We start from the raw sequence: 23869 nt of genomic DNA, 5'->3' as shown, positions 1-23869 counted from the left end.
CCTCCTATTTTCCTCTTTTGAGGAAATTTTCAAAACCCCATACAGTGACCAGTTATGCTCCACACCCGACTTCGTGACTGGTACCACGCCAACGGCCGAACCATCATTTGGCGCAACCCACACACCTCTGCCTGGGGAATTCTGCTGTCAGAGGTCATGAGCCAACAAACCCCAGTAGCCCGGGTGGAGCCCATCTGGAAAGAATGGATCGAACGCTGGCCTACCCCCACAGACTTCGCCAATGCCACCCCCGATCAGGTACTCCGCGCATGGGATCGCCTCGGCTATCCGCGCCGCGCCCTCCGACTCCTTGACTGCGCCCGCGCGATTGTTGCCGAACATGGCGGCGAAGTACCTGTGGACGTCGACAAGCTCCTTGCCCTGCCCGGCATCGGCGACTACACCGCCCGCGCCGTTGCCGCCTTCGCATTCGGGCAGCGGGTCCCCGTCGTGGACACCAACGTGCGGCGCGTATATCGCAGGCTTATCGACGGCAAATTCCTCCCTGGCCCAGCCCGCAAACGCGAACTCGCTGAAGTGGAAGCGCTGTTGCCGGAGGTCGGCGCTGCCGAATTCTCAGTGGCATTAATGGAATTGGGAGCCTTGGTGTGTACGACGCGACCCCAGTGCGACATCTGCCCCGTGCGCGATCTGTGCGCATGGCAGCAGACAGGATGTCCTGCGCCGACGGACGAGGAATTGGCGAGCGCGAAGCGTCGCGTGCAGAAGTTCGAGGGGACGGACCGCCAAGTGCGCGGCAAGATCATGGCTGTGTTGCGGGCAGCCACGGCGCCGGTTCCCTTGTCAGAGATTGACGTGGTGTGGCCCGACGCGGCGCAGCGCTCCCGGGCCTTGTTTTCGCTGCTCGACGACGGGCTCGCCGAGCAAGACGAGGAAGGTTACTTCCACCTACCGCGGTAGGTCATACCGCCCGGCAAGTTGACCCAGACGCCACCACGGCTGTTGATGGTCACGGGACCGACCTTAGTGGATGCCGACGCGCCAGACTTGGACACGTTGATCCAGCTGTTCTTGCCGACCTTCTTCTTTTCACGGAACAAAATACCCATGAGTTAAGAGTCTAGTCGGAATGCTGAAAAAGGTGATGCAGACTATAGAAATCTGAAGAAATCTACAGTCTGCATTATCAAATTTCGCAGCTCTTACTCTACGTCGGAGACAGCCTCCACAGCTTCAGGAGACATCTCGGAGAAGGTGCCTTCCGGCAGCGGCTTTGGCTTCGCAGAGAAGACGAACTTGGCGTCTTCGCCCTTGGATTCGCCGTCCCAGCCTGCCACGTCCACCATGACGATTTCGCCGGCACCGAACTCGCCGTAGAGAATCTTCTCGGAGAGGACGTCTTCGATCTCGCGCTGGATCGTACGACGCAGCGGACGGGCACCGAGTACTGGGTCGAAGCCACGCTTGGCCAGCAAGTTCTTGGCCGTAGTGGTGATTTCGATGCCCATGTCCTTGGCTGCCAGAGCCTTTTCAACGCGGCCGATGAGCAGGTCGACCATTTGGACGATCTGTTCCTGGTTCAGCTGGTGGAAGACCACGATCTCGTCGATACGGTTGAGGAACTCTGGGCGGAAGTGCTTCTTCAGCTCGTCGTGAACCTTGTTCTTCATCCGGTCGTACTGGCCTTCAGCATCCGCTTCGCCGGAGCCGGAAAAGCCCATGCCCACTGCCTTGGAGATGTCGCTGGTTCCCAGGTTGGAGGTGAAGATGAGCACCGTGTTTTTGAAGTCGACCATGCGGCCCTGGCCGTCGGTCAGACGACCATCTTCGAGAACCTGAAGCAGGGTGTTGTAGATCTCCTTGTGGGCCTTTTCGATTTCGTCGAAAAGCACCACAGAGAACGGCTTGCGGCGGACCTTTTCGGTGAGCTGGCCGCCCTCTTCGTAGCCGACGTATCCCGGAGGAGCACCGAACAGACGCGACGCGGTGAAGCGGTCGTGGAATTCGGACATGTCGATCTGGATGAGGGCATCTTCCTCGCCGAAGAGGAACTCGGCGAGGGCCTTGGACAGCTCAGTCTTACCCACACCGGACGGGCCGGCGAAGATGAAGGAACCGGATGGTCGCTTTGGATCCTTGAGACCTGCACGGGTGCGGCGAATGGCACGGGAAACTGCCTTGACGGCTTCTTCCTGGCCGATGATGCGCTTGTGCAGCTCGTCCTCCATGTGCAGCAAGCGAGAGGACTCTTCCTCCGTCAGCTTGAACACTGGGATGCCGGTCCAAGAACCGAGGACCTCGGCGATTTGTTCCTCGCCTACCTCAGCGATTTCCTCGAGGTCACCGGAACGCCACTGCTTTTCCTTCTCGGAGCGCTCTTCACCCAGCTTGCGTTCCTTGTCGCGCAGGCCAGCAGCCTTCTCGAAGTCCTGTGCGTCGATCGCGGCTTCCTTCTCGCGACGGACGTCGGCGATGCGCTCGTCGATCTCGCGCAGGCCTTCAGGGGCGGTCATGCGCTTGATGCGCATGCGGGCGCCGGCCTCGTCGATGAGGTCAACAGCTTTGTCTGGCAAGAATCGGTCGTTGATGTAGCGGGAAGACAGGTTGGCAGCGGCAGCCAGTGCGCCATCGGTGATGGATACGCGGTGGTGCGCTTCGTAGCGATCGCGCAGCCCCTTCAGGATCTCGATGGTGAGCTCAACAGATGGCTCGGGGACCTGAACTGGCTGGAAACGACGCTCCAGAGCGGCGTCCTTCTCGATGTGCTTGCGGTACTCGTCGAGAGTGGTAGCACCGATGGTCTGCAGTTCACCGCGGGCGAGCTTTGGCTTCAGCAGCGAGGCTGCGTCAATGGCTCCTTCGGCGGCACCTGCGCCGACCAGGGTGTGGATCTCATCGATGAACAAGATGATGTCGCCGCGCTGGTTGATCTCCTTGAGAACCTTCTTCAGGCGCTCTTCGAAGTCACCGCGGTAGCGGGAGCCCGCGACCAGGGAACCAAGGTCTAGCGAGTACAGCTGCTTGTCCTTCAACGTCTCTGGCACCTTGCCGTTGACGATGTCCAACGCCAGGCCTTCGACGACAGCAGTCTTACCAACGCCAGGCTCACCGATCAGCACTGGGTTGTTCTTGGTGCGACGAGACAGCACCTGCATGATGCGCTCGATTTCCTTATCGCGGCCCACCACTGGGTCCAGCTTGCCCTCGCGGGCAGCCTGAGTCAGATTGCGACCGAACTGGTCGAGCACTAGAGAGTTGGAGCGCTCACCAACACCGCCCTGGTTGCCACCCCGGCCACCAGGAGCTGCGCCAGCACCGGCAAGGTTTGCGCCACCCTGGTCATCAGGAGCGTTGCCTTCACCTTCGTAACCGGAAAGGAGCTGAATGACCTGCTGGCGTACGCGTGGCAAATCAGCGCCGAGCTTAACCAGCACCTGGGCGGCGACGCCTTCGCCTTCACGGATCAGGCCGAGCAGCAGGAATTCGGTACCGATGTACTTGTGGCCCATTTGCAGACCTTCACGCAAGGACAGCTCAAGAACCTTTTTTGCGCGTGGGGTAAACGGGATATGACCGGTCGGTGGCGTGGTGCCGTGACCGATAATTTCCTCAACCTCGCGACGCACGTCCTCGAGGTTGATCCCCATGGACTCCAAAGCCTTCGCGGCTACGCCTTCACCTTCCGAGATCAGACCGAGCAGGATGTGCTCGGTACCGATGTAGTTGTGATTAAGCATGCGAGCTTCGTCCTGGGCCAGAACGATGACGCGCCGAGCGCGGTCAGTGAACCTCTCGAACATGACTCTCCTAGTTTTCGTTGTCTAATTGCACCTACTCTAACGCGCACGGCGGACGATAATTTCCACTTTCACGCTCGCAGCATGCTTTTCGACGCCAAAACCTGCGCCTACCAGCACAAAGGGCGCTGTACGCCTTTAGCGAACAACGCCTTTTTAGAGCTAAAAATGCTTACATGTACCAAGCGGGCATTGGATTCAAAGAAGGATTGGTGGCCAAGCAAGCCCAGGTAGCCACCATCTGAACCGGCTGAATTTCGGCGCTGCCGGAGCTGTTGGCTACGCATTGTGCGAGTGGTTCCATCCCGGCAGGCGTATTTCCTGCAGCCAGGCCGTCGGGGATCACAAATCCCAGGAACGAGGCTTGCATGATGCGCATTGTGATGTTGTCCTGTAAGCGCTGCAATGGCGACTTCGCTGCTTCACGGGCAATCTCGGACGGGTGCCGAAAGTCCATGCCTGGAGAGTAAGGGTTAGCCTGTGCGACCGGAGCGCCAATGATTGATACCGCCACCAATGCGGAAATGAGAACCTTTTTCATGTTCTCGATTTTAATGAGGTTCACTCAGCCCGCAACCGTTTTTGACGACTAATGTACGTGGAATGAGGAATCTAGTACGTGCAACTGGTGTTATCGCCGGAGTGCTCGGCGGCTTCGCCGTGGCTCTAACCGGCTTCGCCACCATCACCACGCCCTTCGAGGACTGGCCCGCCTTCACCACGAGGCGCCAGCGCCTACTCGCGTCGTATAGCTACTTCACGTTGTGGTCGAACATGTTGGGCGCCGTCGTAGGCGCTCAGTACGCTCTTGGCCGCCGCCCTGCGCGATGGGCGGTGGCGCGTATCGACGCCGTAGTCATGCTGATCATCACCGGAATCATCTACAACACGATCCTGGCCAAGGAAACCACCCCAACCGGCCTCTACGCCATTACTAACCCCATCACTCATGGCGTCATGCCAGTGATTGTCCCGCTCATGTGGCTGATCGATAGGTTCATCGCCGACGAAGGCGACGTTAACGCCAAGAACGCCTTCTATTCGCTAGCTCTGCCAATGCTGTGGTCGGGCTGGACCTTCTATCGAGGTGCATCCACCCAGGGCTACTACCCATATAGCTTCCTCAACGTGACAACTCTTGGTGGCCGGATGGTCGCCCGCAACATGGCTGGGGTCACCGCGAGCTTTGTAGCCCTCGTGGGTGTCCTAGGTACAGCCGAAAAGATGATCATGCGTCGTGCGAACTAGCACGATCTGAGCATGGCGAAACTCTAATTGCAGCCGAGTGCTTGTGTGATTTCCCGAGGTTGGTTTCCCTGATTGCAAGTTGAACCAATTGAAAGCAACCAGTAATAGAGTGAAGCGGGCATGTAGTCTCCGTGATATCTATCAGGTCACTCAGCACGTCACATGCAAAACTCTATGCTGAGCCAGCCGCAATTCATGGCCAGTTACCTAGTCAAAATGTAAAAAGGAGCAGTTCAGTCCAAAAAGTGTGGCCGATCCTCGTTCACCTAGATACTGATTACGGCCTCTGACTGGATACGACGCACCATGTGCCACTAGTTCAGCGGACAAAACCTTCGCCCGGTCGCCAAGCCTTCGTAAGCGCAACTGAAACCCCTGATTCTGCGAGTTCTACGTTGTTCACGCGCACAAAGTCCACAGCAACTTCATCACGGCGCAAGTGCGCGATGCTGTATCCGTGGGCATCGAAGTCCAGGTGTTTGACCCACCTATTGGCGTCGCGAAGCATGCCCTCCACCAGCAACGAGGTGCTGTTATTCGGGGCGTGCTCGATCTTGGTCTTGTCGGTCAGTAGATCATCAATGTTTGCTGAAGAGATGGACGTGCAGACCATCTCCACGGCCACTTCCCTACCGCCGTGATGGATACTGTTTGCCCATTCGGAATGGATGTCGCCGGTAATAAAGAGTGTGTTGGCATTTTTGGCAGCCACGAGTTCGAGCAGGCGATCTCGTTCGGCAGCGTAGCCATCCCATTGGTCGGAGTTGATGGCAAAGCCGGTGGTCTGCTGACGAGCAAAGCGCAACGCCTCGGTCGCCTCCCAACTGTGTGCGATCGTTAGGAGCTTGAGCGGAGCGATCATCACTGAGGTGCCCAGTACATTCCACGCGGCCGTCGACTGCTCGATCTGCGCAGCCACCCAGTTGAACTGCTCACCGCCCAGCATCGTCCGGTCCGGGTTGCCGAAATTGGCAACGGAAGTTTCCGAGTCGCGGTAAGTCCGCAGATCAAGCATGGTGAGCTGCATGAGGTCGCCAAACTGCAGCGTGCGATAGATGTGCCCCTGCTGCGAAGGCGAGGTCGCTCGCACCGGCATCCACTCAAAGTACGCCTGCAACGCTGCTTCTCGACGCCCCGCCCACGACCCCTCTGCGCCAGGAGTATGGTTTTCCGCGCCTTCCCGCCACGCGTTATTCGCCGTCTCATGGTCATCCCACATCGCGATCCACGGCAGCGCTGCGTGCGCGTTCTGCAGATAGAGATCCGTGCGGTAGTGGCCGTAGCGCTGGCGGTAGTCCGAGAGATTCAAGATCTCCCACTTCGGGCTGGTCGGGCGAACAACGCCATGCTTGCCCACATAGCCGCCGGTGCCATATTCATAGATGTAATCGCCGAGAAATACAGTGAAATCGAGCTCGCCGGCCAATGCGCGGGTAGCCATGTCTTGATATGCCTCAAAGTAGCCGGCCTCCCAGTTGGCGCAGGATGCGAAGGCAAAGTTCAACTGCTTCACGTTCTCTCCTGCGACAGGAGCTGTTTTGGTCCGGCCCACCGGCGAGGTTCGACCGGCATACGCGCCGTCAAGCACAGTGAAACGGAAATAGTAAACGGAGTTTGCCTTAAGACCGGTGGCATCAACGTGGACAGTGTGGTCCCGTTCTGCGCTGGTCACCGTGGTGCCCTGTTGTGCAACATGGCGGAAAGAGGGATCAGCCGCGACCTCCCATTTCACTTCCACTCTTTCACCGATCCCCGTTCCGGGCAGAGCATCCGCCTGCGGGGTAACACGGGTCCACAGAATGACCGAGTTCGGCAACGGATCACCCGAGGCCACGCCATGTAGGAATGGCAGCTCAGGCTGGTTACCTGGGACAGTTTGCATCCCAGGGTTCCACGAGGAGCTACCCATCGGACTTGCCTCGGCTATTTGGGCGCCGAGCCCAGTGGTTGCGGTGAGCGCTGCGGCGGCTTTGAAGAAGCCACGACGGGAAACGGCAGGAAAAGTGTCAGTCATGGTGTCATGGTCAAACGGCCTCAGAGGACCTACCAGCCCAAAGGCTAATAGTTAACCAACAATTCTTAGTAACCACTAATACTTCATTTCGAGTTAACCGCCCGTTCTCCGGCCGGTCGATAGGCTGGAATCGTCTGAACATCAGCGTCCGCTCCCTCATCGCAGCACTCAGCTGTATCGCAGCTACAGCAACCCTCTCGCCCGCTCAAGCTTAGAGCACTCTGCCACCAGAGTTCGCAGATAGCTCCAAGATCCCGGGCATTACCATGCCACCTCAGGTCTTCCGCGCCATCCTCGGCGTGGGCGCCACTCAGTCCGAAGCAACGGTGTCTTGGCGCACCATGACGCTGGGGCCGAGCTATGTGCAGTTGAGCGAAGTCGGCTCGGACAACACCATCGTGTTTGAAGGTATCAAGCAGAACGCAAACACACTGCTCTACCGGTCAATGGAAACTAACCTCACGGGACTAAGGCCCGGCGCCACCTACAACTACCGCATCGGCTCCCCCGACCACGGCTGGACCGATATCTCCCAGTTCACCACCAGCGATGGTGACGGCACCTGGGACTTCCTTGCGCTTGCCGACCCGCAGATCGGCGTCAACCTCAAGAACGCAGAGCAAGGTCATACTTGGCGGACCTCAATTTCTGCTGCCACTAACGCAAACCCGAACGCTGAAATGATCATCAGCTTGGGTGACCAAGTGGACGGTTGGGGCGCCCCGCAACCGCAGTACAACGAGTTCTTCTCGCCGAACCAGCTGCGCTCCTACCCCACCGCCGTCATCCCGGGCAACCACGAAACTTACCTCGCGGGCATGCGCCACTTTGACGAGCACTTTAGTCTCCCGAACGAAAGCAACCGGGACTACTTCTATATCCGCAACAATGTGCTGTTCATCGGCCTGGATTCGAACCAAAACCGGCCCGAGGATGTGGCGCGCCATCAGGCGTTTGTGCGAGATGTCGTCGCAAAGCACGGCGCAGACGTGGACTGGACCATCGCCACGTACCACCACGTCCCATTCTCGCAGGGCTCACACACCAACGACGCCGATGTGGTGGCGCTGCGCGAGGGCTGGACTCCTGTGTTGTCCGAGGTAGGCGTGGACGTGGTGCTCAGCGGGCACGATCACATCTACACCCGATCGCATCTGATGAAGGGCACCTCCGCGGTTCCGCAGGAGGGCAATCGTCTCCAGCACACGGACGGCCAGACGCTGTACATCACCACTACGACTGCGGGCGGCGGCAAGTACTACGATTTCCACGACGTCAATGGTCAAGCGCACCCCGGCGCGAACCCCGACAGCATCGACCCTGCGCTGCAGCAGCCGTGGACTGCATTCTGGAGCCAGGACTACACCCCGGGATTACTTGGCTGTTTCCGTGAGCCCACGGGAGCTCACCCTCCGGACTGTAGACGTAGCAACGGGCAAGCTTATCGACGCCGTCACCCTCGCCAAGTAAGGCAGAAGGCGGGAGCCTCCCTATTCGAATTTTCCCCCGTGCGAATGTCAGAATCAGACAGAAATTGACATTCTCACGGGGGAAATTTGGGTGGGCGAGCTAGTCCCGCCGAAGCCTGGCCACATGAAGCGCCAGATAGGAGATCTCATCCTCGGTGAGTGGCTCGCCAAGTCGAAGTTCCACCAATTCTGCCAGCCGCAGCGCGCAGGTGACCGCCTCCGGATAGGACTTGTTCACTGCATCGCTGACTGCGGTTGGTTCGCCGGTGAGCTGTTTGTGCTGCGCAATGCGCACGAAGAGGTAGCGCAGGTGTGTGATGAAACGAGCGACGCTGATTTCGTCCATCTGCTTCTCATCACCTTCCGCAATGACGCTGATCATTTGCTCGATCAGCCCGGTCATCTTGTATGTGTAGGACAGGTCTCCGCTGGTAAAGCTGGCGTTGACCAGGTGGAGGGTGAAAGCTACGGCCTCCTCAAGTGAGATTGGCACGCTGATGCGCTCGTTGATCGCTTCCACCAGTCGGTGCGCCTGCTGGTATTCCTCGGCGTAGAGCTGCTGAACTTCAGCCCGCAGCGGCACCTCGAGAATCTGCCCGTCGTGCGCACGCCGGATGGCGCCCCCGACGTGATCTGCCAAAGCAATCACGAGCGTGAGCTTGTCTCGGTTGTCCTGCGACATCCCCGCATCAGCCATGGAGTCGATGATGAGCTTGATGTGTTCAGCAGGGATAAAGGAGAGCATTTCTGCCAGGTGATCCGGGTCCCGTCCGTCTGCCGGATAAAACACCTTGGCAATACGCGTGGCATCGACTTCGTCACCTTGTTTGACCTGGAAACCGATGCCACGACCAGTTACAACAACTTCGCCGCCCTCGCCGGTCGAGGCGAGGACGACGTTGTTGTTGAAGATTCGTAATACCTGCATAGGTAGCAGTGTATTAGCCTTCCACGGTGACGACTTCGTCACCTGCAGTGACTGCACCTGCGGCGGCGGGGACGACGCCACCGAACTTCTTGGTGTTGGTTACAGTCATGATGACGGTGTCGTCGTAGCCAGCGGTCTTGACTGCATCGAAGTCGACGTTAGCCAGTGGCTGGCCGACGCTCACGCGGTCGCCCTTGTGAACGAGCTGCTCGAAGCCTTCGCCCTTCATTTTCACGGTGTCGACACCGATGTGGACGAGTACCTCGACGCCGCTGTCGGTCTTAAGGCCATAGGCATGGCCGGTCTTCATGGCGGTGATGACGGTGCCTTCGACTGGGGAAACGACGGTGGCTTCAGCAGGCTTGATGCCGATGCCGTCGCCAAGCGCGCCGGAGGCGAACACTGCGTCGGACAGGTCCTTCATGGCCACGAGCTGGCCGGTGACTGGGGCGGCGAGGGTGCCGACCTTGGTGAGAGTTGCAACGCCACCAGCAACAGCTGCAGGCTTTGCGACGTCCATGACCTCATCTTCAGCGGACAGGCGAGCCTTGGCTTCTGCCTTTTCTTCTGGGGTGCGGTAGTCGGTGATCACGATCAGGCCGAATGCTACAAAGAAGGCGACTGCGATAGAAATAACATAGGTGAGCCAAGGGCTGAATACTGAAGTCGTCAAAAGTGAGGTAAAGACGAATGCGTCGGTCTTCACGCCGTTAGAGGAGGCACCAAGGATGGCGATGGTCAAGCCACCTGCGAAACAACCGACGAGCATGCGTGGGTAGATCCTCTTGAAGCGGAGGTGAATACCGTACAGGGAAGGCTCGGAGATACCGCCGAGGAGGCCAGCAGCAAGAGCGGAGCCTGCGGTCTGGCGCATTTCGGTATCCTTGTCGCGGATGGACAGGAAGAGCACAGCGGCGGTGGCGCCGAAGCAGGCGAAGTTCCATGCGCCCATTGGACCCTGAATGAAGTCGTAGCCGAGGGTCTGGATGTTGACCAGCATCAGGGCGTTGAGTGGCCAGTGCAGGCCGAGCGGGACCAGGAATGGGTAGAGCATTGGGATCAAAATGGCGAAGACGAATGGAGCGTTGTCGTTCATCCAAGACAGGCCGATGCCGATTTCGTTACCGAGCCAGACACCGAATGGGCCGATGAGGAACGCGGTGAGCGGAATCATCACGACGAGGGTGAGGAATGGGACGAATACCATGTGTACTGCGGAAGGAATGATCTTCTGGAAGAACTTGTACGCAGCGGCAGCCACAGCGGCCATGATCAGTGGGACGAAGACGTTTCCGCCGTAGCCCTGTAGCAGCATTGGCAGTCCGAAGATAGTGGCCTTACAGGTGTCGGTGCCTAGGGCTTCGTTGGTGGTACACACGGTCGCCACGTTCTCGGAGAGCGACAGGAACTCAGGAGTGAGGAGGGCAAACATGATGGAGCCCGGAACCCAAGGGTCAATGCGCAGCTTTTTACCGGCATTGTAGGCAACCATCACTGGGAGGAAGTAGAACACAGAGCGCCACATGGCGTCTACGAAGATCCAACTGATGCCCTTATCCTCTGCGCGGAAGTCAACGATCCTAAACGCATCAAGAATTGCGGTGAATGCAATGATGAGGGAGGCACCGAGCAGCACGCCGAGGATCGGGCGGAAGGAATCGGACAGGTACTCGAAGAAGGCGTCCAGCCACGGCATCTTGCCCTTGGCCTTCGCACGCTGTTCTGCCTTGACATCGTCGTTGGACTTGACTGCGCCGCCCTTCATTTCTGGGAGAGCATTCATGTCGTCGTACACGGTGGCGACGTCGCCACCGATAACGACCTGGTAGTGGTTGCCACCTTGTGGAACCGCACCCATGACCTTGGGGATGGAATCCAGTGCTTTCTTGTCAGCCTTCGAAGCATCGTTGAGCTCGAAGCGCAGACGAGTGGCACAGTGGGAAAACGACGCGATGTTATCGGCGCCGCCGATGCCGTCGAGAATTGCCTTGGCAGTATCTTGCCTGGTCATACTCACGGGTCATCACTCCTTCATTAAGTGAAGTCGGGCTGCTGTCGCGAAGCTTTGTCGAGGACACTGGAGGAAACAAAAAAGACCTGAGACATCAGGCGCCGAACGAACATAGTTCGGTACCTCATGTCTCAGGTCTTGCCTCACAAAGCTTTATGAGTAACAACCCTGATTGGTTGGTATGCACCCAAGTCTAGCCCTGTGACCGCTTAAGTCAAAACCCCGTTGGAGTGAAAAGGGCCACATAGAAAAGCCCCACAAACGGATCCCAATGCCCATTTTCGTCCGTTTGCGAGGCTTTGTTCTGAAACCTAAGCTTCTGGCTTCACCATTGGGAAGAGCACCGTTTCACGAATGCCCAGGCCGGTCAGGGCCATGAGCAGACGATCGATGCCCATGCCATTGCCGGACGTCGGTGGCATGCCTTGTTCCATAGCAGCGAGGAAGTCTTCATCAAGGACCATAGCTTCGTCATCTCCGCCGGCGGCCAGGCGGGCCTGATCTTCGAAGCGTTCGCGCTGGATAACCGGGTCAACGAGCTCGGAGTAGCCGGTGGCGAGCTCGAAGCCGCGAACATAGAGGTCCCACTTTTCGGTCACTCCTGGCTTCGTGCGGTGCTGGCGGGTCAGCGGAGAGGTTTCGACCGGGAAGTCACGAACGAAGATTGGGCCGTGGAGCTGGTCTTCACACAGCACTTCCCAGATTTCCTCGACGAGCTTGCCATGTCCCCAGCCACCCTTGGCTGGAACAGCCAGACCGACGACTGCAGCAATGGCCTTAAGTTCCTCAACGGTGGAATCGATCGTAACCTCTGGCTGGCCAGGGAACTTGCGGGCGAGCGCCTCATTGAGAGACGGGTACATCTCAATCTGCTTCCAGTCGCCACCGAAGTCGTACTTCGTGCCATCCGCGAGAGTGACTTCCAGCGTTCCGAAAACTTCCATTGCCACGGACTGGATGAGGCGCTTGATCAGGTCAGCGCCGTCGTCATAAGTGCCCCAGGCTTGGTAGGTCTCGAGCATGGCAAACTCTGGGGAGTGTGAGGAGTCGACGCCTTCATTACGGAAGTTGCGGTTGACTTCAAAGACGCGCTCGATGCCGCCGACGACGCAGCGCTTGAGGTAGAGCTCAGGAGCAATACGCAGGTAGAGATCGATATCCAGGGCGTTGGAGTGAGTCTCAAATGGACGCGCTGCAGCGCCGCCGTGCAGGGTCTGCAGCATAGGGGTTTCTACCTCGAGGAAACCTTCGGATTCCAGGAAGTGGCGCAGCGCGCGCATGACCTTGATCCGGGTCATAGCGTTATCGCGGGCAGCCTCGCGCATGATGAGGTCGGTGTAGCGGTGACGCACGCGGGAGTCTTCCGACATATCCGCGAAGGCAACCGGGAGCGGGCGCAGCGACTTAGCTGCCATCGCCCACGAGGTAGCCATGACGGAAAGCTCACCACGCTTGGAGGCGATGACGCGACCACGCACTGAGACAAAGTCACCGAGGTCCACGTCGGACTTCCACGCAGCAAGGCGCTCCTCCCCTACTTCAGCCAGGGAGAGCATGGCTTGGATGCGGGTGCCGTCGCCCTCCTGGAGGGAGGCGAAGCAGAGCTTGCCGGTGTTGCGGACGAAGATGACGCGACCGGCGATGGCAACCTCGTCTTGAGTTTCCTCGCCGACTTCCAAGTTCACCGCGCCCTCAACAGGCTCGACACCCTCCGTGAGGACGTTGTACTTGGCGCGCACATCCTTGATGGCGTGTGTGCGATCAACAACGACCGGGTAGGCGTCAGTACCTTCTTCGAGCAGCCGCGCGCGCTTCTCGCGGCGGATACGCAGCTGCTCTGGGAGATCTTCAGTAGGGGCTGGGGTGTTCTTAGCGTCAGTCACGGCTTCCAAGCGTAGTCCATCGCAAGGTAAAGAAACTAGCTGACCAGCCAATCGTTAGGAGAAAACAGCTCATAGCGAACTGCGGCGGGCTGCTCATCCAGCGCTGCGATCTGATCGCGGACATTTTGCAGGAAGCCGGTGCCACCACACAGGTAAACATCCGCCCCGGAAGGAATGAGGCCATCGATCGACAGACGCTGCCCCTCAGATCGGAAAAACTCGTGGTGATTCTTTGCCAACTCCAAGGTCTGGGCGCGCTGGGCGTAGGTATCCATGGATTCGTCGGCATGCAGCACGACGACCTCACGCTCGGAGTCCTGCAACGCAGCCAGCATGCCGACCATCGGGGTGGAGCCGATGCCCTGGGAAATCAGCACGACTGGGTTCTCGCCTTCGTGCAGCACCAAGTCACCAGCAGGCAAAGTAATGTCCACCTCATCCCCCACGGACACAGCATCGTGCAGGAAGGACGAGACTTCGCCATCGCGCTCAATAGCTACGACCCAGCGGCCCTGCTCTGCGGAGACAAGAGAATACTGGCGCAGCTGACGGGCGCCGTCTGGCAGGACGACGCCGATCGAGGTGTACTGTCCTGGCACTGCAGGGGTGAGCGCGGGAGCTTCGAAGGTAAAGAGGGAGACGGCGTCGTTAAGCGCCTGCTTGTTGGTGAGCCGGGCACGACGGAAGACATCGCCAACCTCAACGTCGGCGGAATCGTATAGGTCTTTTTCAAACTTGATCAACACATCAGCCATCAGCCAATAGACGGTGTCCCAAGCCTCGGCAACTTCGGGAGTCACGGCGTCACCGAGGACCTCCACGATCGCCGCGAAGAGATTGTCGTGCACGATCTGGTACTGATCTGGGGTGATACCCAGCGAAACGTGCTTGTGCCCGATGCGGGATAGCATCTCAACCGGGTCTGGGGCGTTCGGATCCACCAGCATCTGAGCGAAGACTGCGATGGAAGCAGCCAGCGCCTTCTGCTGCTCACCCTGCTTCTGGTTTCCGCGGTTGAAGGTGTCACGGAGCAGCTCCGGATGGGCAGTGAACATCTTGTTATAGAAGATCGGGGTGATCTCGTTGATGTGCGCTCCTACGATCGGGAGCGTGGCCTTGATGGTGGCCTCATGTTCTGGGCTGAGGTGAACGGCTTTGGTCTCTGGGGTGTGGCTGACATGCATAGGATGGAACGCTCCTGCGTTATGTGGTTATGGGCATACCAAGAGCAACGAGGGTTTTGGTTTCGTTGTCCCTGAGCAAATCTGCGACCGTTAGGTCGTCCATGGAAGCAAAGAAAGCCTCCTTGGCAGCAGCAAGACGATGGCGCAGCAGACAGTCACGGGAAGCGAATGGGCATTCCGCGCAGTTAATGACCTCCCCAGGACCTTCAAGGAGGCGAAGGATCTGACCGACGGTCATGGTGTAGGCAGCCTCGTCGAGGTACACCCCGCCGACCCTGCCGCGCACGCTGCGGGCGATGCCAAGTTCTGCAAGCTTTGCGACGACCCTGGCCACGTGAGCTTCAGACCCGTTGATATCCGCTGCGAGGTTCGCAACGGTGCTTCGCCGCCCTGGCTCGACTGCGAGGTTTTTGGTGTACTCCCCGAGCCGAAGGACTAGGCGAAGTCCCAGATCTGAAAAGCGCGTCAAGTGCATGTCATCCACCTTACCAATAAACATGAGTTTTGTTTACATGATTTAAAAACCGTTCCACCGTCAGCCTATCCCGACCCCAAGCATTCTTAACAAGAAGTTCACCTCCATTTCACCCACATTCCGCTTGGCTGCAACACTGCTTACCTAAGGTCAGACGCGCACTCACCCTGCTCAGACATTGACGAAAATGGAGGCCCCAAGTGGGACTTAAGGGACTGAACCTGTTTACTTCTAGCCGCACCAAGCAGACTTGTACTTACAAGTGCGGCAACGCATGCTTCGGCGCATGTGCCAACGAATCCGACAACGAGTACTTCGGCGACATCTCCCGCCGTTCCGCTTTGAAGGCCGGCGCTGTAACCGTTCTAGCCGTCGGTGGCGCATCCGCACTCGCTGCTTGCTCCCCTTCCGATCAGAAGGACTCCGGTTCCACCGGCTCTTCCTCCTCTTCCTCCGCTAAGAACGCACCTGCAAAGTCCCTCGAGGGTATGCAGTTCAAGTCTGTTCAGCCAAACACCGAGACTGATGTCAAGGTTGCCGAAGGTTACGAGCACAGCGTCCTGATCGCTTGGGGCGACCCAGTAATCGAGGGTGCTCCTGAATTTGACATCGACAACCAGACTCCAGAGGCTGCTGAGAAGCAGTTCGGCTTCAACTGTGACTTCGCTGGTCTTCTCGATCACCCAGAAGACAAGAAGCGCATGGTCTACGTGTGCTCCCACGAGTACACCACCGAGCCAAACATGTTCAAGGGCTACGACGCTGAGAACCCAACCGAGGATCAGTTCAAGATCGGCCTGGCAGCTCACGGCCACACCATCCTTGAGGTCTCCAAGGTCGACGGCTCCGGCGAGCTCAAGCGCGAGTTTGGCAAGCTGAACCGCCGTATCACCGCCACCACCCCATTCACTGTGGCCGGCCCAGCTGCTGGCTCCGACCTCCTCAAGACCGAGAAGGACCCAGAAGGCAAGACCGTCCTGGGCACCCTGAACAACTGCTCTGGTGGCATCACCCCTTGGGGCACCATGCTTTCCGGCGAAGAGAACTTCGACCAGTACTTCGGCAACGCTGACAAGCTCGCCGACGAGGACGCAAAGAAGAAGCTCAAGCGCTTCGGCATCAAGGGCGAGGCAACCGAGCGTAAGTGGGAGCGTTTCGACGACCGCTTCGACGTCTCCAAGACCCCTAACGAGCCAAACCGCTTCGGCTGGCTCGTTGAGATTGATCCAACGGATCCAACCTCCACCCCGATCAAGCACACCGCTGTGGGCCGCTACAAGCACGAAGCCGGCAACATCCACATCACCAAGGACGGCACCGTCGTTTGCTACTCCGGTGACGATGAGCGCAACGATTACCTGTACAAGTTCGTCTCCACGCGCAAGTTCAAGGAAGGCGACATGGAGAACAACCTCAAGATTCTTGATGAGGGCACTCTCTACGTTGCTAAGTTCGAGGGTAACTCCCCTAAGGACGAAATCGACGGCTCCGGCAACCTGCCAAAGGACGGTGCTTTCGACGGCAAGGGCGAATGGATCAAGCTCCTGACCGCCAAGGAAGACGGCTCCGCTGAGTCCCACGTTGACGGCATGAAGGCAGACGAGGTCGCAGTATGGACCCGTATCGCAGCCGACAAGAAGGGCGCCACCAAGATGGACCGCCCAGAGGACGTTGAGGTCTCCCATAAGACCGGCCTGGTCTACGTGGCACTGACCAACAACAAGTACCGCGGCGCTGTCGAAGATGGCAAGAACTACCCAGGCGTTGAGGAAGTTGCTCCAGTCAAGGAGAACAAGAACGGCCTCGTCCTGGAGATGGACGACGATCACGCTGGCGAGAAGTTCACCTGGAACCTGCTCCTGGTCTGTGGCGATCCAAAGGAGGCTTACACCTACTTCGGCGGCTTCGACAAGACCAAGGTCTCCCCAATTTCTTGCCCAGATAACATTGCCTTCGACACCCACGGCAACCTGTGGATCTCCACCGACGGCAACGCTCTCAAGACCAACGACGGCCTTTACGCATGTGCCGTTGACGGTGACAACCGCGGTGAGCTCAAGTGCTTCCTCACCGTTCCTAAGGGCGCAGAGACCTGTGGCCCAATCGTCACCGATGAGCGCGTCCTGGTCAACGTTCAGCACCCGGGCGAAGGCGATGATGCTTCCGCTGACAAGCCTGCAATGCACTGGCCAGACGGCGGCAACGCTGTCCCACGTCCAGCAGTCGTTGTTGTATGGCCTAAGAAGGGCAAGGTTGGCGTAGAAGCCTAACCCCCTCTAATAACCAAAAGGCAGCCCTTCGGGGCTGCCTTTTCGCATTGGTAGGCAAGTTTCGGGCCGTCGATAAGCCACAGGAGGCCGCTACCAGCCCCCGAGCTGACGAATCACCACATCCTTGGCGGCTTCGCTGCGCACGGTGTTCAGCGCCCGCCGTTTGAGCGCGTTGGCCTGCTTTGCCAACTCCAATGCTTCCGCGAGAGCAATGCGCTCGTTTTCAGGTATCCGCCACATGTTCCCGCCCATTTCAGCCACCAGCGCAGCAGCAACGGCATCGCTAATCTCATCAACCGTAGACACGACAAATTCACGGCCCACGCTATGCATGGCAATCGCCAGAGAGGGTAAGTCTGTGAGCACTTCCGGGCCGACTTCCAGTGCGGTGTGCACCACGATGTGCTTTGGCCCAACAACGGGCTGCAGTCGCGCCACAACTTCGGGAAGAACATCCGCGGGCACCGCGAGCACGATCAAATCGAAATCACCAAGCGCAGACCACGTCTGATCAAATTCCAGATGGTGGCCAGCGTCGTCCAAAAACTCGCACAGATCGTCAGGCTGACCCACGACAACCACGCTCATGCGCGGCGGTCGCATTAGGACTTCTTTTTCAGCTGGGCAAGCAGCTCAGCCACGGAGATAGAATCCTGTTTTTCATCGCGACGACGTCGACCGTGCGACCCATCTTCCTGCGGCTCTTCCGCAGCAGGAGTGACTACAGGCTCCTCTTCCTTGACTTCCTCCGGCTCAACGGTCGGGGCATCCAGCTTCACGGCCGCAAAAGAACCAGTATCAAAGCGTTTTGCGCCGGACTCCGGCACAATCTCAGCCTCGGCGAACGGATGCTCGACCTCTTGCTCGGCTTTTTGCTCGTTCGCTGCCTTTTCCGTCGCGGTTTCTAGCTCACGGATACGGGAGGCCTCAGCGGTGAGGGTGGTAGGGACGTAAGAGAAGTCGCGGCCTGAGAGCTCTTCCAAATGCTGGCGCAATTCGCTGAGCTGCTGGCGGATTTCACGAAGCATTTCGGTATCTTGGGCCGAGGCCTCAATGGCTTTCTCGCTGGCAAGTTCAGCCTGCTCAGCGCGCAGCTGCGATTCCAAGGACTTCATCTTTTCCTCGGAACGCTCACGCTCTTCGGTGGCCAAGCGACGGTACTTTGCCACGAGGAAAAGCCCGATAAAAGCTGCCCACAATGCAGCAAGAACGGCAATTTTCATCGCCGCTGCGCTACTGGAAAAGAGCATCACGATGCTAGCCACCACCGCTAAGACCACCAACACAATCAGCATTACCTGGGACTTGTCAGTGTTCTCAGTCATCGCCTCATCACTCATGGTTTAATAATCTACCTGCTATGCAGGCTCAGCGTCAGTAGGTGGTGGTGTCTCGCAGTGTCGTTCGAGATAAATCCCGGCTGCGCACAGTGCAATGCCACCTAAAGCGGACGCGATAACTCCCGGTGTGTCCTCCGCAGCAGCCGCAAGCTGCGCCGCCCGGGGCACTACATAGCTGGCCATTCCCACATACGCTCCGCCAACGACCGCACCGGTCCACGCCGATGCTTTGGCTATCACCAGGTACTGGGCTGCCTGCAGGGGGCTGAGCTGCGAGCGGTCCATGCCGATTGCCCCGCGCTCTTTACGATCCCGCATGCGCCAAGCCAGCACCATGCACAGCAACGCCATCAGCCACAAGGTCACAGACGCACTGAGCGATGTCGCTGGCATGTCCCCGTAGAAACCCCAGGTCAGTATCGCAGCTGCGCAGGCGACAAAGACCCCGGTCATCACGAGGAGCGCAATGCTGGTGTGCTTCATCAGAATTCAGATACCTTCCTCACTTCGGAGGTGTCCATGCCCTCCAGCAGAGCACGGACAGGCTCGCCCCGCAACTCCGCTTCCGGGTCCGCTTCCAGCCACGGCGCAAGCACAAACGCCCTCTCCTGCGCCCACGGGTGGGGCAGGGTAAGCACTGGGTCTGCGGAGATGACTTCGACGTCGTCGATAAGGCACTGCACGATGTCGATGTCGAGGGTGCGCGGCCCCCAGCGCACTTCGCGACGCCGATCGGCCGCGTTTTCCACTTCCTGCGCCGCAGCGAGCAGCTGCATCGGGGTCCGGTCGGTGTCGATGATGAGGATGGCGTTGAGGAAGTCGTTCTGGGAGACAGGTCCCCACGGTGGGGTCGAGTAGATGCTGGAGGCGGCCACGAGCTCGGGGGCGAAGTAGTCGTAGGCGCTCCGGAGCAGCGCGTCTCGGTCGTCCATGTTGGAGCCGATGGAAAGTACTGCTCGCATATTCCTTACCTCCTGGTGGGGCGGGATCGACGGGCGACTACAGCGACATCAGCGAAGGTGAGTGGGATCGGGGCGGACGGCTTGTGGATCGTAATCTCCACAGCGTGCAGCAGTTCGAAGCGGGACATCACGGTGTCGGCAATCTCGGCTGCGACGGTCTCGATGAGGTCGCGCGGCTCGCCGGTGACGATCCCGTAGATCAGCTCGGCAAGCTCGGCGTAGTTGAGAGTAAGTGTGAGATCGTCCGACTTGGCCGCTGGCGCGCAATCGAGCCAGCACGTCGCATCGATGTAGAAGTGCTGGCCGGTGGCCTTTTCTTCCGGCAAGACCCCGTGGTAGCCAAAGCACTCCAAGCCCTTGAGTTCAATCCGATCGGCCATTGCTACTTCCCCGCGTTCCAGCGTGCGGCCACGTCGACGGCGTCACGAGACACCCCGACCTCGTGCACGCGCACACACCAAGCACCCATTTGTGCGGCGATCGCGGTGACGGCGGCCGTTGCCGGATCAGCTTCGACTGGCGAGGCTAGGTCCAAGCCACGGTCATTGCGAATCTGGGCCAGGAATCGCTTCCGGGAAGCCCCGACGAGCACCGGATATGGTCCTGCTACGAACTCAGGCAACGCTTTGAGCAGCGCCCAGTTATCGGCTGCGGACTTGGCAAAGCCAAGCCCCGGGTCCAGGGTAATCTGGTCTTCCTTCACCCCGTTGGCGAGGGCGTTGTCCACTAGTACGTCGAACACGCGGTGCACGTCAGCCACCACGTCGCCAGTGACGTGCGCTTGACCAGCAGCGTCTCCAAACTGCACGGTCTTCCAGTGCATCAGGCACACGGGCAGGTCTGTGTCAGCCATGACCCGGTACATGTCGGGATCGGCAAGGCCGCCAGAGACGTCGTTAAGCAGGCTCACCCCGGCCTCGGCAGCCGCGGCTGCGACTGTGGAACGCATGGTGTCCACGGAGGTGCGGATCCCATCCTGGGTCAGCGCCGCAATGACCGGCACGACGCGATCTCGCTCAATCTCAGGGGCGACACGGGTGGCACCAGGGCGGGTCGATTCGCCACCGATGTCGATGATGTCCGCGCCTGCTGCAACCAGCTCATGCGCGTGCCCAATGGCCTTATCGACGTCCACGTACCGCCCGCCGTCAGAAAAGGAATCTTCCGTGACGTTGACGATGCCCATCACGGCGCAGCGTCCCGGAATCGTGAGGTCAGCGACGCGCATCACGCACCCCGAATCAGGCTCAGCGCTTCTGCGCGCGAGGCAGCGTTCTTCTGGAAGCCGCCACGCACGGCGGAGGTTGTGGTGGTGGCACCTGGCTTACGGATGCCACGCATAGCCATGCACAAGTGCTCGCACTCGATCACGACGATCACAGCGTGGGCATCAAGCTTGTCCATCAGCGCATCCGCGATCTGTGAGGTCAAGCGCTCCTGTACCTGTGGGCGCTTGGCATAAAGATCAGCCAGGCGCGCCAACTTGGACAGACCCGTCACTTTGCCTGATGGTCCCGGAATGTAGCCAATGTGGGCCACCCCGAAGAACGGCACCAGGTGGTGCTCGCAGGTGGAGTAAATCGGAATGTCGCGCACGAGAACGAGCTCGCGGTGATCCTCGGAAAACGTCTTGGCGAGCACGTCAGTGGGATCCACATGCAGCCCTGCAAAGACCTCAGCGTAGGCACGTGCAACACGGGCGGGGGTCTCCTGGAGGCCTTCGCGATCCGGGTCCTCTCCAACAGCAATGAGGAGTTCGCGGACCGCGGCCTCAGCGCGGGCCTGGTCAAAAGTTGGATTAGTCATCCTTGCGCTCCTCAGACTCCGACTTCTCCGGGTGGTCCGGCTGCTCGTTATCAGGCAGGCGGAAGCCGAATTCCTCGGTCGGGGCCTCGCTCGGCTGTGGACGAACGGGGGTCGATGGAGCATCAGCTGCGTAGTTCTGCATGCCAGGGTGCTCGCCAGTTGTCGAGAATGGCGAGGCAGAGTTCGCAGGCGACTCTGGATTCTCGGCCCGCGTCGGCAGCTCAGTCTGATCAGGACCGCCAACCGGGCGTGCTGGAGCCTGAGGTGCTTCAGGTTGTGCTGGCTGCTCCGGTTGTGACGGTTGGGCATACGGGTTATTTGCCGAATCGCGAGGCGGCCAACCTGGTGCCGACCAGTCGGCTGGTGGCGGGGTGCCACCGTAAGTCGGGGCAGGCCCCTCTGGAGCAGCATGACGGCCAGCATCACCGGCTGGAATCGGCGCTACGGGAGGCATCGGAGGAATTGGCAGCTTGCCCTGTTCTTCCAGCTCCTTCTGGCGCTTCGCGCGGGCAGCGCGGGAGGCTTCCAGAATGGAGAACCGCTTTGGCGGTTCTTCGCCACGCTCGATCGCGATCTCGACAGGGGTCTTGACTGGCTCGAGGCCGACCTGTCTTGGGAAGTTCGCGGTCTCGCCTGGGAAAACCTCCAGGGCATCGCGTGGCTCCAGGCCTTCGAAAATGACCTCTAGGTCCGGACGACGCAGGGTTTCCTTCTCCAGGAGTTTTTCTGCCAAGGAGTCCAGGTAGTGACGGTTCTCGCGCAGAATGTCGTAGGCAACCTGGTGGGCCTTGTTCACCAGGTAGCGGGTCTGCTCATCGATGGTGGACTGGACAGATTCGGACGGGTCAAAGACTCCGCCGCCGCCACGACCAGAGAACGGATCGCCCTGTTCCTCGCCGTACTTCACGGTGCCGATCTCTGGGCTCATGCCATATTCGGTGATCATCGCACGGGCGATGCGGGTCGCCTGCTCGATGTCATTGGAAGCGCCCGTGGTTGGGGCACCAAAGACGAGCTCCTCAGCGGAGCGACCACCCATGGCGAAGACTATGCGGGCAAACAGCTCGTCGCGGGTGTACATGCCCTTGTCGTCTTCCTGTGCGGTCATAGCAAAACCACCGGTCTTACCGCGAGCCAGGATCGTTACCTTGTAAATGGACTCAATATTCTTCATGCCCCAGGCAGCCAGCGTGTGGCCACCTTCGTGGTAGGCCGTGACCTTCTTTTCGTGCTCGGAGATCACCTTGGAAGAACGGCGTGGACCGCCGATGACGCGGTCGGTCGCTTCTTCGAGTGCGTCCGCCGTGATCACATTGCCACCAACTCGTGCGGTAAGCAGCGCAGCTTCATTCAAGACGTTGGCAAGGTCAGCGCCGGACATACCTGCGGTGCGCTTTGCCAGTGCCGTGATGTCCACGTCCTTGGCAAATGGCTTGCCCTTGGCATGTACCTGCAGGATAGCCTCGCGACCCTTGAAGTCTGGGTTGGTAACCGGAATCTGGCGGTCGAAACGACCCGGTCGCAGCAGCGCTGGATCCAGGATGTCCGGGCGGTTGGTAGCCGCCATGAGGATGACGCCCTCGCGGTCGCCGAAGCCGTCCATCTCCACCAGAAGCTGGTTCAGGGTCTGTTCGCGTTCGTCGTGTCCGCCGCCCATGCCGGCGCCACGCTGGCGGCCGACGGCGTCGATCTCGTCAACAAAGATGATGCACGGGCTGTTTTCCTTGGCCTGCTTGAACAGGTCGCGCACGCGGGATGCACCGACACCAACGAACATCTCAACGAAGTCAGAGCCGGAGATGGAGTAGAAAGGCACTCCTGCTTCACCTGCGACAGCTCGCGCCAGCAGGGTCTTACCGGTACCCGGAGGGCCGTACAGCAGAACGCCGCGCGGAATCTTTGCGCCAAGCGCCTCATAGCGGGATGGATCTTGCAGGAAGTCCTTGATTTCCTGCAACTCGTCCACAGCCTCATCCGCACCCGCAACATCTGCGAAAGTGTTGGTTGGCATGTCTTTGGTCAGTTCCTTGGCACGGGAACCACCGAAGCCAAACATGCCCATGCCGCCGCCCTGCATGCGGGTCATGACGAACATGATCAGGCCGAAGAACAGCAGCATTGGCAGCAGGAGCTGCACCATCGAGCCGAGGAAGGTGTCTCGGGTGACCTTGGTGTTGTACTTTTCCGCTTCAGACTGGGCGACTTTGTCAAAGATCGTCGGAGCCGTGCGTGCCGGGTAATCGGTGATCACCTTGGAAACGCCCTCGCGTTCCTCCACCTTGATTGGTTCTTTGAGCTCGAGGCGGACGCGCTGCTCACGGTCGTCGATACGCGCTTCCTTGACGTTCTTGTTGTCCAGCTGCTGCAGAGCAATGCTCGTGTCAACCTTCTGGAATCCTCGGGAATCGCTGGTCAGCAACGTCATGCTGAACATCGCAATGAGGATGATCGCGGCGATAGCGCCGTAGCGAAGAATCTTTTTGTTGTCCATCGATTACCGGCGGACCCTTTCGTCTAGAAA

General features: G+C 59.2%; 21 protein-coding genes. 4 read left to right on the top strand and 17 right to left on the bottom strand.

Annotation, left to right across the window (positions count from 1 at the left end; genetic code table 11):
- Positions 1-54: 54 nt before the first annotated feature.
- A complete protein-coding gene (locus tag CKALI_RS01850; RefSeq protein WP_156191693.1) occupies positions 55-921 on the top strand; it encodes an HhH-GPD family protein in 867 nt (288 codons plus the stop codon).
- Here the strand turns inward: CKALI_RS01850 and CKALI_RS01845 are convergent.
- From CKALI_RS01845 to CKALI_RS01835, 3 genes are all read right to left on the bottom strand, one after another.
- Positions 900-1070: a DUF4236 domain-containing protein gene (locus tag CKALI_RS01845; RefSeq protein WP_156191692.1), complete on the bottom strand. Its 171-nt coding sequence runs from the start codon at positions 1068-1070 to the stop codon at positions 900-902. The genes CKALI_RS01850 and CKALI_RS01845 overlap by 22 nt on opposite strands.
- A gap of 93 nt (positions 1071-1163) precedes the next feature.
- Complete coding sequence (locus CKALI_RS01840) at positions 1164-3761, bottom strand: ATP-dependent Clp protease ATP-binding subunit (RefSeq protein ID WP_156191691.1); 2598 nt, start codon at positions 3759-3761, stop codon at positions 1164-1166.
- A gap of 169 nt (positions 3762-3930) precedes the next feature.
- Positions 3931-4299 (bottom strand): hypothetical protein, encoded by a 369-nt coding sequence (locus CKALI_RS01835; RefSeq protein WP_156191690.1) that lies wholly within the window; start codon positions 4297-4299, stop codon positions 3931-3933.
- Positions 4300-4361: 62 nt separating this feature from the next.
- On the opposite strand from CKALI_RS01835, the gene CKALI_RS01830 reads away from it, so the two are divergent.
- On the top strand, positions 4362-5006 hold the full coding sequence (locus CKALI_RS01830; protein ID WP_156191689.1) for a Pr6Pr family membrane protein: 645 nt from the start codon (positions 4362-4364) through the stop codon (positions 5004-5006).
- Positions 5007-5325: 319 nt separating this feature from the next.
- Here the strand turns inward: CKALI_RS01830 and CKALI_RS01825 are convergent, their stop codons facing one another.
- Positions 5326-7020: an alkaline phosphatase D family protein gene (locus CKALI_RS01825; RefSeq protein WP_156191688.1), complete on the bottom strand. Its 1695-nt coding sequence runs from the start codon at positions 7018-7020 to the stop codon at positions 5326-5328.
- A 266-nt stretch (positions 7021-7286) separates the two neighbouring features.
- Here CKALI_RS01825 and CKALI_RS01820 point away from each other — a divergent pair, with 266 nt between their 5' ends.
- A complete protein-coding gene (locus CKALI_RS01820; protein ID WP_156191687.1) occupies positions 7287-8558 on the top strand; it encodes an FN3 domain-containing metallophosphoesterase family protein in 1272 nt (423 codons plus the stop codon).
- Positions 8559-8589: 31 nt separating this feature from the next.
- Here the strand turns inward: CKALI_RS01820 and CKALI_RS01815 are convergent, their stop codons facing one another.
- The 5 genes from CKALI_RS01815 to CKALI_RS01795 all read right to left on the bottom strand — a co-directional run bounded on the left by CKALI_RS01815 (position 8590) and on the right by CKALI_RS01795 (position 14970).
- Positions 8590-9417: a PRD domain-containing protein gene (locus CKALI_RS01815; RefSeq protein ID WP_156191686.1), complete on the bottom strand. Its 828-nt coding sequence runs from the start codon at positions 9415-9417 to the stop codon at positions 8590-8592.
- Positions 9418-9430: 13 nt separating this feature from the next.
- Positions 9431-11428, bottom strand: coding sequence for a glucose PTS transporter subunit IIA (locus tag CKALI_RS01810; protein WP_156193621.1), 1998 nt, complete (start codon positions 11426-11428; stop codon positions 9431-9433).
- Positions 11429-11739: 311 nt separating this feature from the next.
- Complete coding sequence (gene lysS / locus CKALI_RS01805) at positions 11740-13311, bottom strand: lysine--tRNA ligase (protein WP_156191685.1); 1572 nt, start codon at positions 13309-13311, stop codon at positions 11740-11742.
- 35 nt (positions 13312-13346) lie between these two features.
- Positions 13347-14495, bottom strand: a complete 1149-nt coding sequence (locus CKALI_RS01800; protein ID WP_156191684.1) for a globin domain-containing protein — start codon at positions 14493-14495, stop codon at positions 13347-13349.
- A 19-nt stretch (positions 14496-14514) separates the two neighbouring features.
- Entirely contained in the window at positions 14515-14970 is a 456-nt protein-coding gene (locus tag CKALI_RS01795; protein ID WP_156193620.1) for an RrF2 family transcriptional regulator, read from the bottom strand.
- 200 nt (positions 14971-15170) lie between these two features.
- Between CKALI_RS01795 and CKALI_RS01790 the strand changes: the two genes are divergently transcribed.
- Positions 15171-17240 (top strand): PhoX family protein, encoded by a 2070-nt coding sequence (locus tag CKALI_RS01790; protein ID WP_156191683.1) that lies wholly within the window; start codon positions 15171-15173, stop codon positions 17238-17240.
- 90 nt (positions 17241-17330) lie between these two features.
- On the opposite strand, the gene CKALI_RS01785 is transcribed toward CKALI_RS01790, so the two are convergent.
- Genes CKALI_RS01785 through ftsH form a run of 8 tightly spaced genes read right to left on the bottom strand, consistent with a single transcriptional unit; the run spans position 17331 to position 23839 of the window.
- Positions 17331-17843: a hypothetical protein gene (locus tag CKALI_RS01785; RefSeq protein WP_156191682.1), complete on the bottom strand. Its 513-nt coding sequence runs from the start codon at positions 17841-17843 to the stop codon at positions 17331-17333.
- Positions 17843-18565, bottom strand: a complete 723-nt coding sequence (locus CKALI_RS01780) for a DUF6779 domain-containing protein (protein WP_156191681.1) — start codon at positions 18563-18565, stop codon at positions 17843-17845. Before CKALI_RS01780 ends, CKALI_RS01785 begins: the two co-directional genes overlap by 1 nt.
- A gap of 33 nt (positions 18566-18598) precedes the next feature.
- Positions 18599-19063 carry a DUF3180 domain-containing protein gene (locus CKALI_RS01775; protein WP_156191680.1) on the bottom strand — a complete coding sequence of 155 codons (465 nt, stop codon included), beginning with the start codon at positions 19061-19063 and terminating at the stop codon, positions 18599-18601.
- A complete protein-coding gene (folK, locus tag CKALI_RS01770; protein ID WP_156191679.1) occupies positions 19063-19542 on the bottom strand; it encodes a 2-amino-4-hydroxy-6-hydroxymethyldihydropteridine diphosphokinase in 480 nt (159 codons plus the stop codon). Before folK ends, CKALI_RS01775 begins: the two co-directional genes overlap by 1 nt.
- Positions 19543-19547: 5 nt before the next feature.
- The gene (gene folB / locus CKALI_RS01765; RefSeq protein ID WP_156191678.1) at positions 19548-19922 is read right to left on the bottom strand and encodes a dihydroneopterin aldolase; all 375 of its coding nucleotides are present in this window, start codon (positions 19920-19922) and stop codon (positions 19548-19550) included.
- Positions 19923-19924: 2 nt separating this feature from the next.
- On the bottom strand, positions 19925-20770 hold the full coding sequence (folP, locus tag CKALI_RS01760) for a dihydropteroate synthase (RefSeq protein ID WP_156193619.1): 846 nt from the start codon (positions 20768-20770) through the stop codon (positions 19925-19927).
- Positions 20770-21348, bottom strand: a complete 579-nt coding sequence (gene folE, locus CKALI_RS01755) for a GTP cyclohydrolase I FolE (RefSeq protein WP_156191677.1) — start codon at positions 21346-21348, stop codon at positions 20770-20772. Before folE ends, folP begins: the two co-directional genes overlap by 1 nt.
- Positions 21341-23839 carry an ATP-dependent zinc metalloprotease FtsH gene (gene ftsH / locus CKALI_RS01750; RefSeq protein WP_156191676.1) on the bottom strand — a complete coding sequence of 833 codons (2499 nt, stop codon included), beginning with the start codon at positions 23837-23839 and terminating at the stop codon, positions 21341-21343. The genes folE and ftsH overlap by 8 nt, the downstream gene beginning before the upstream one ends.
- Positions 23840-23869: the final 30 nt, after the last annotated feature.

This window comes from Corynebacterium kalinowskii (assembly GCF_009734385.1).
Classification (GTDB): Bacteria; Actinomycetota; Actinomycetes; order Mycobacteriales; family Mycobacteriaceae; genus Corynebacterium; species Corynebacterium kalinowskii.
This window is presented reverse-complemented; position numbering and strand designations above follow the sequence as displayed.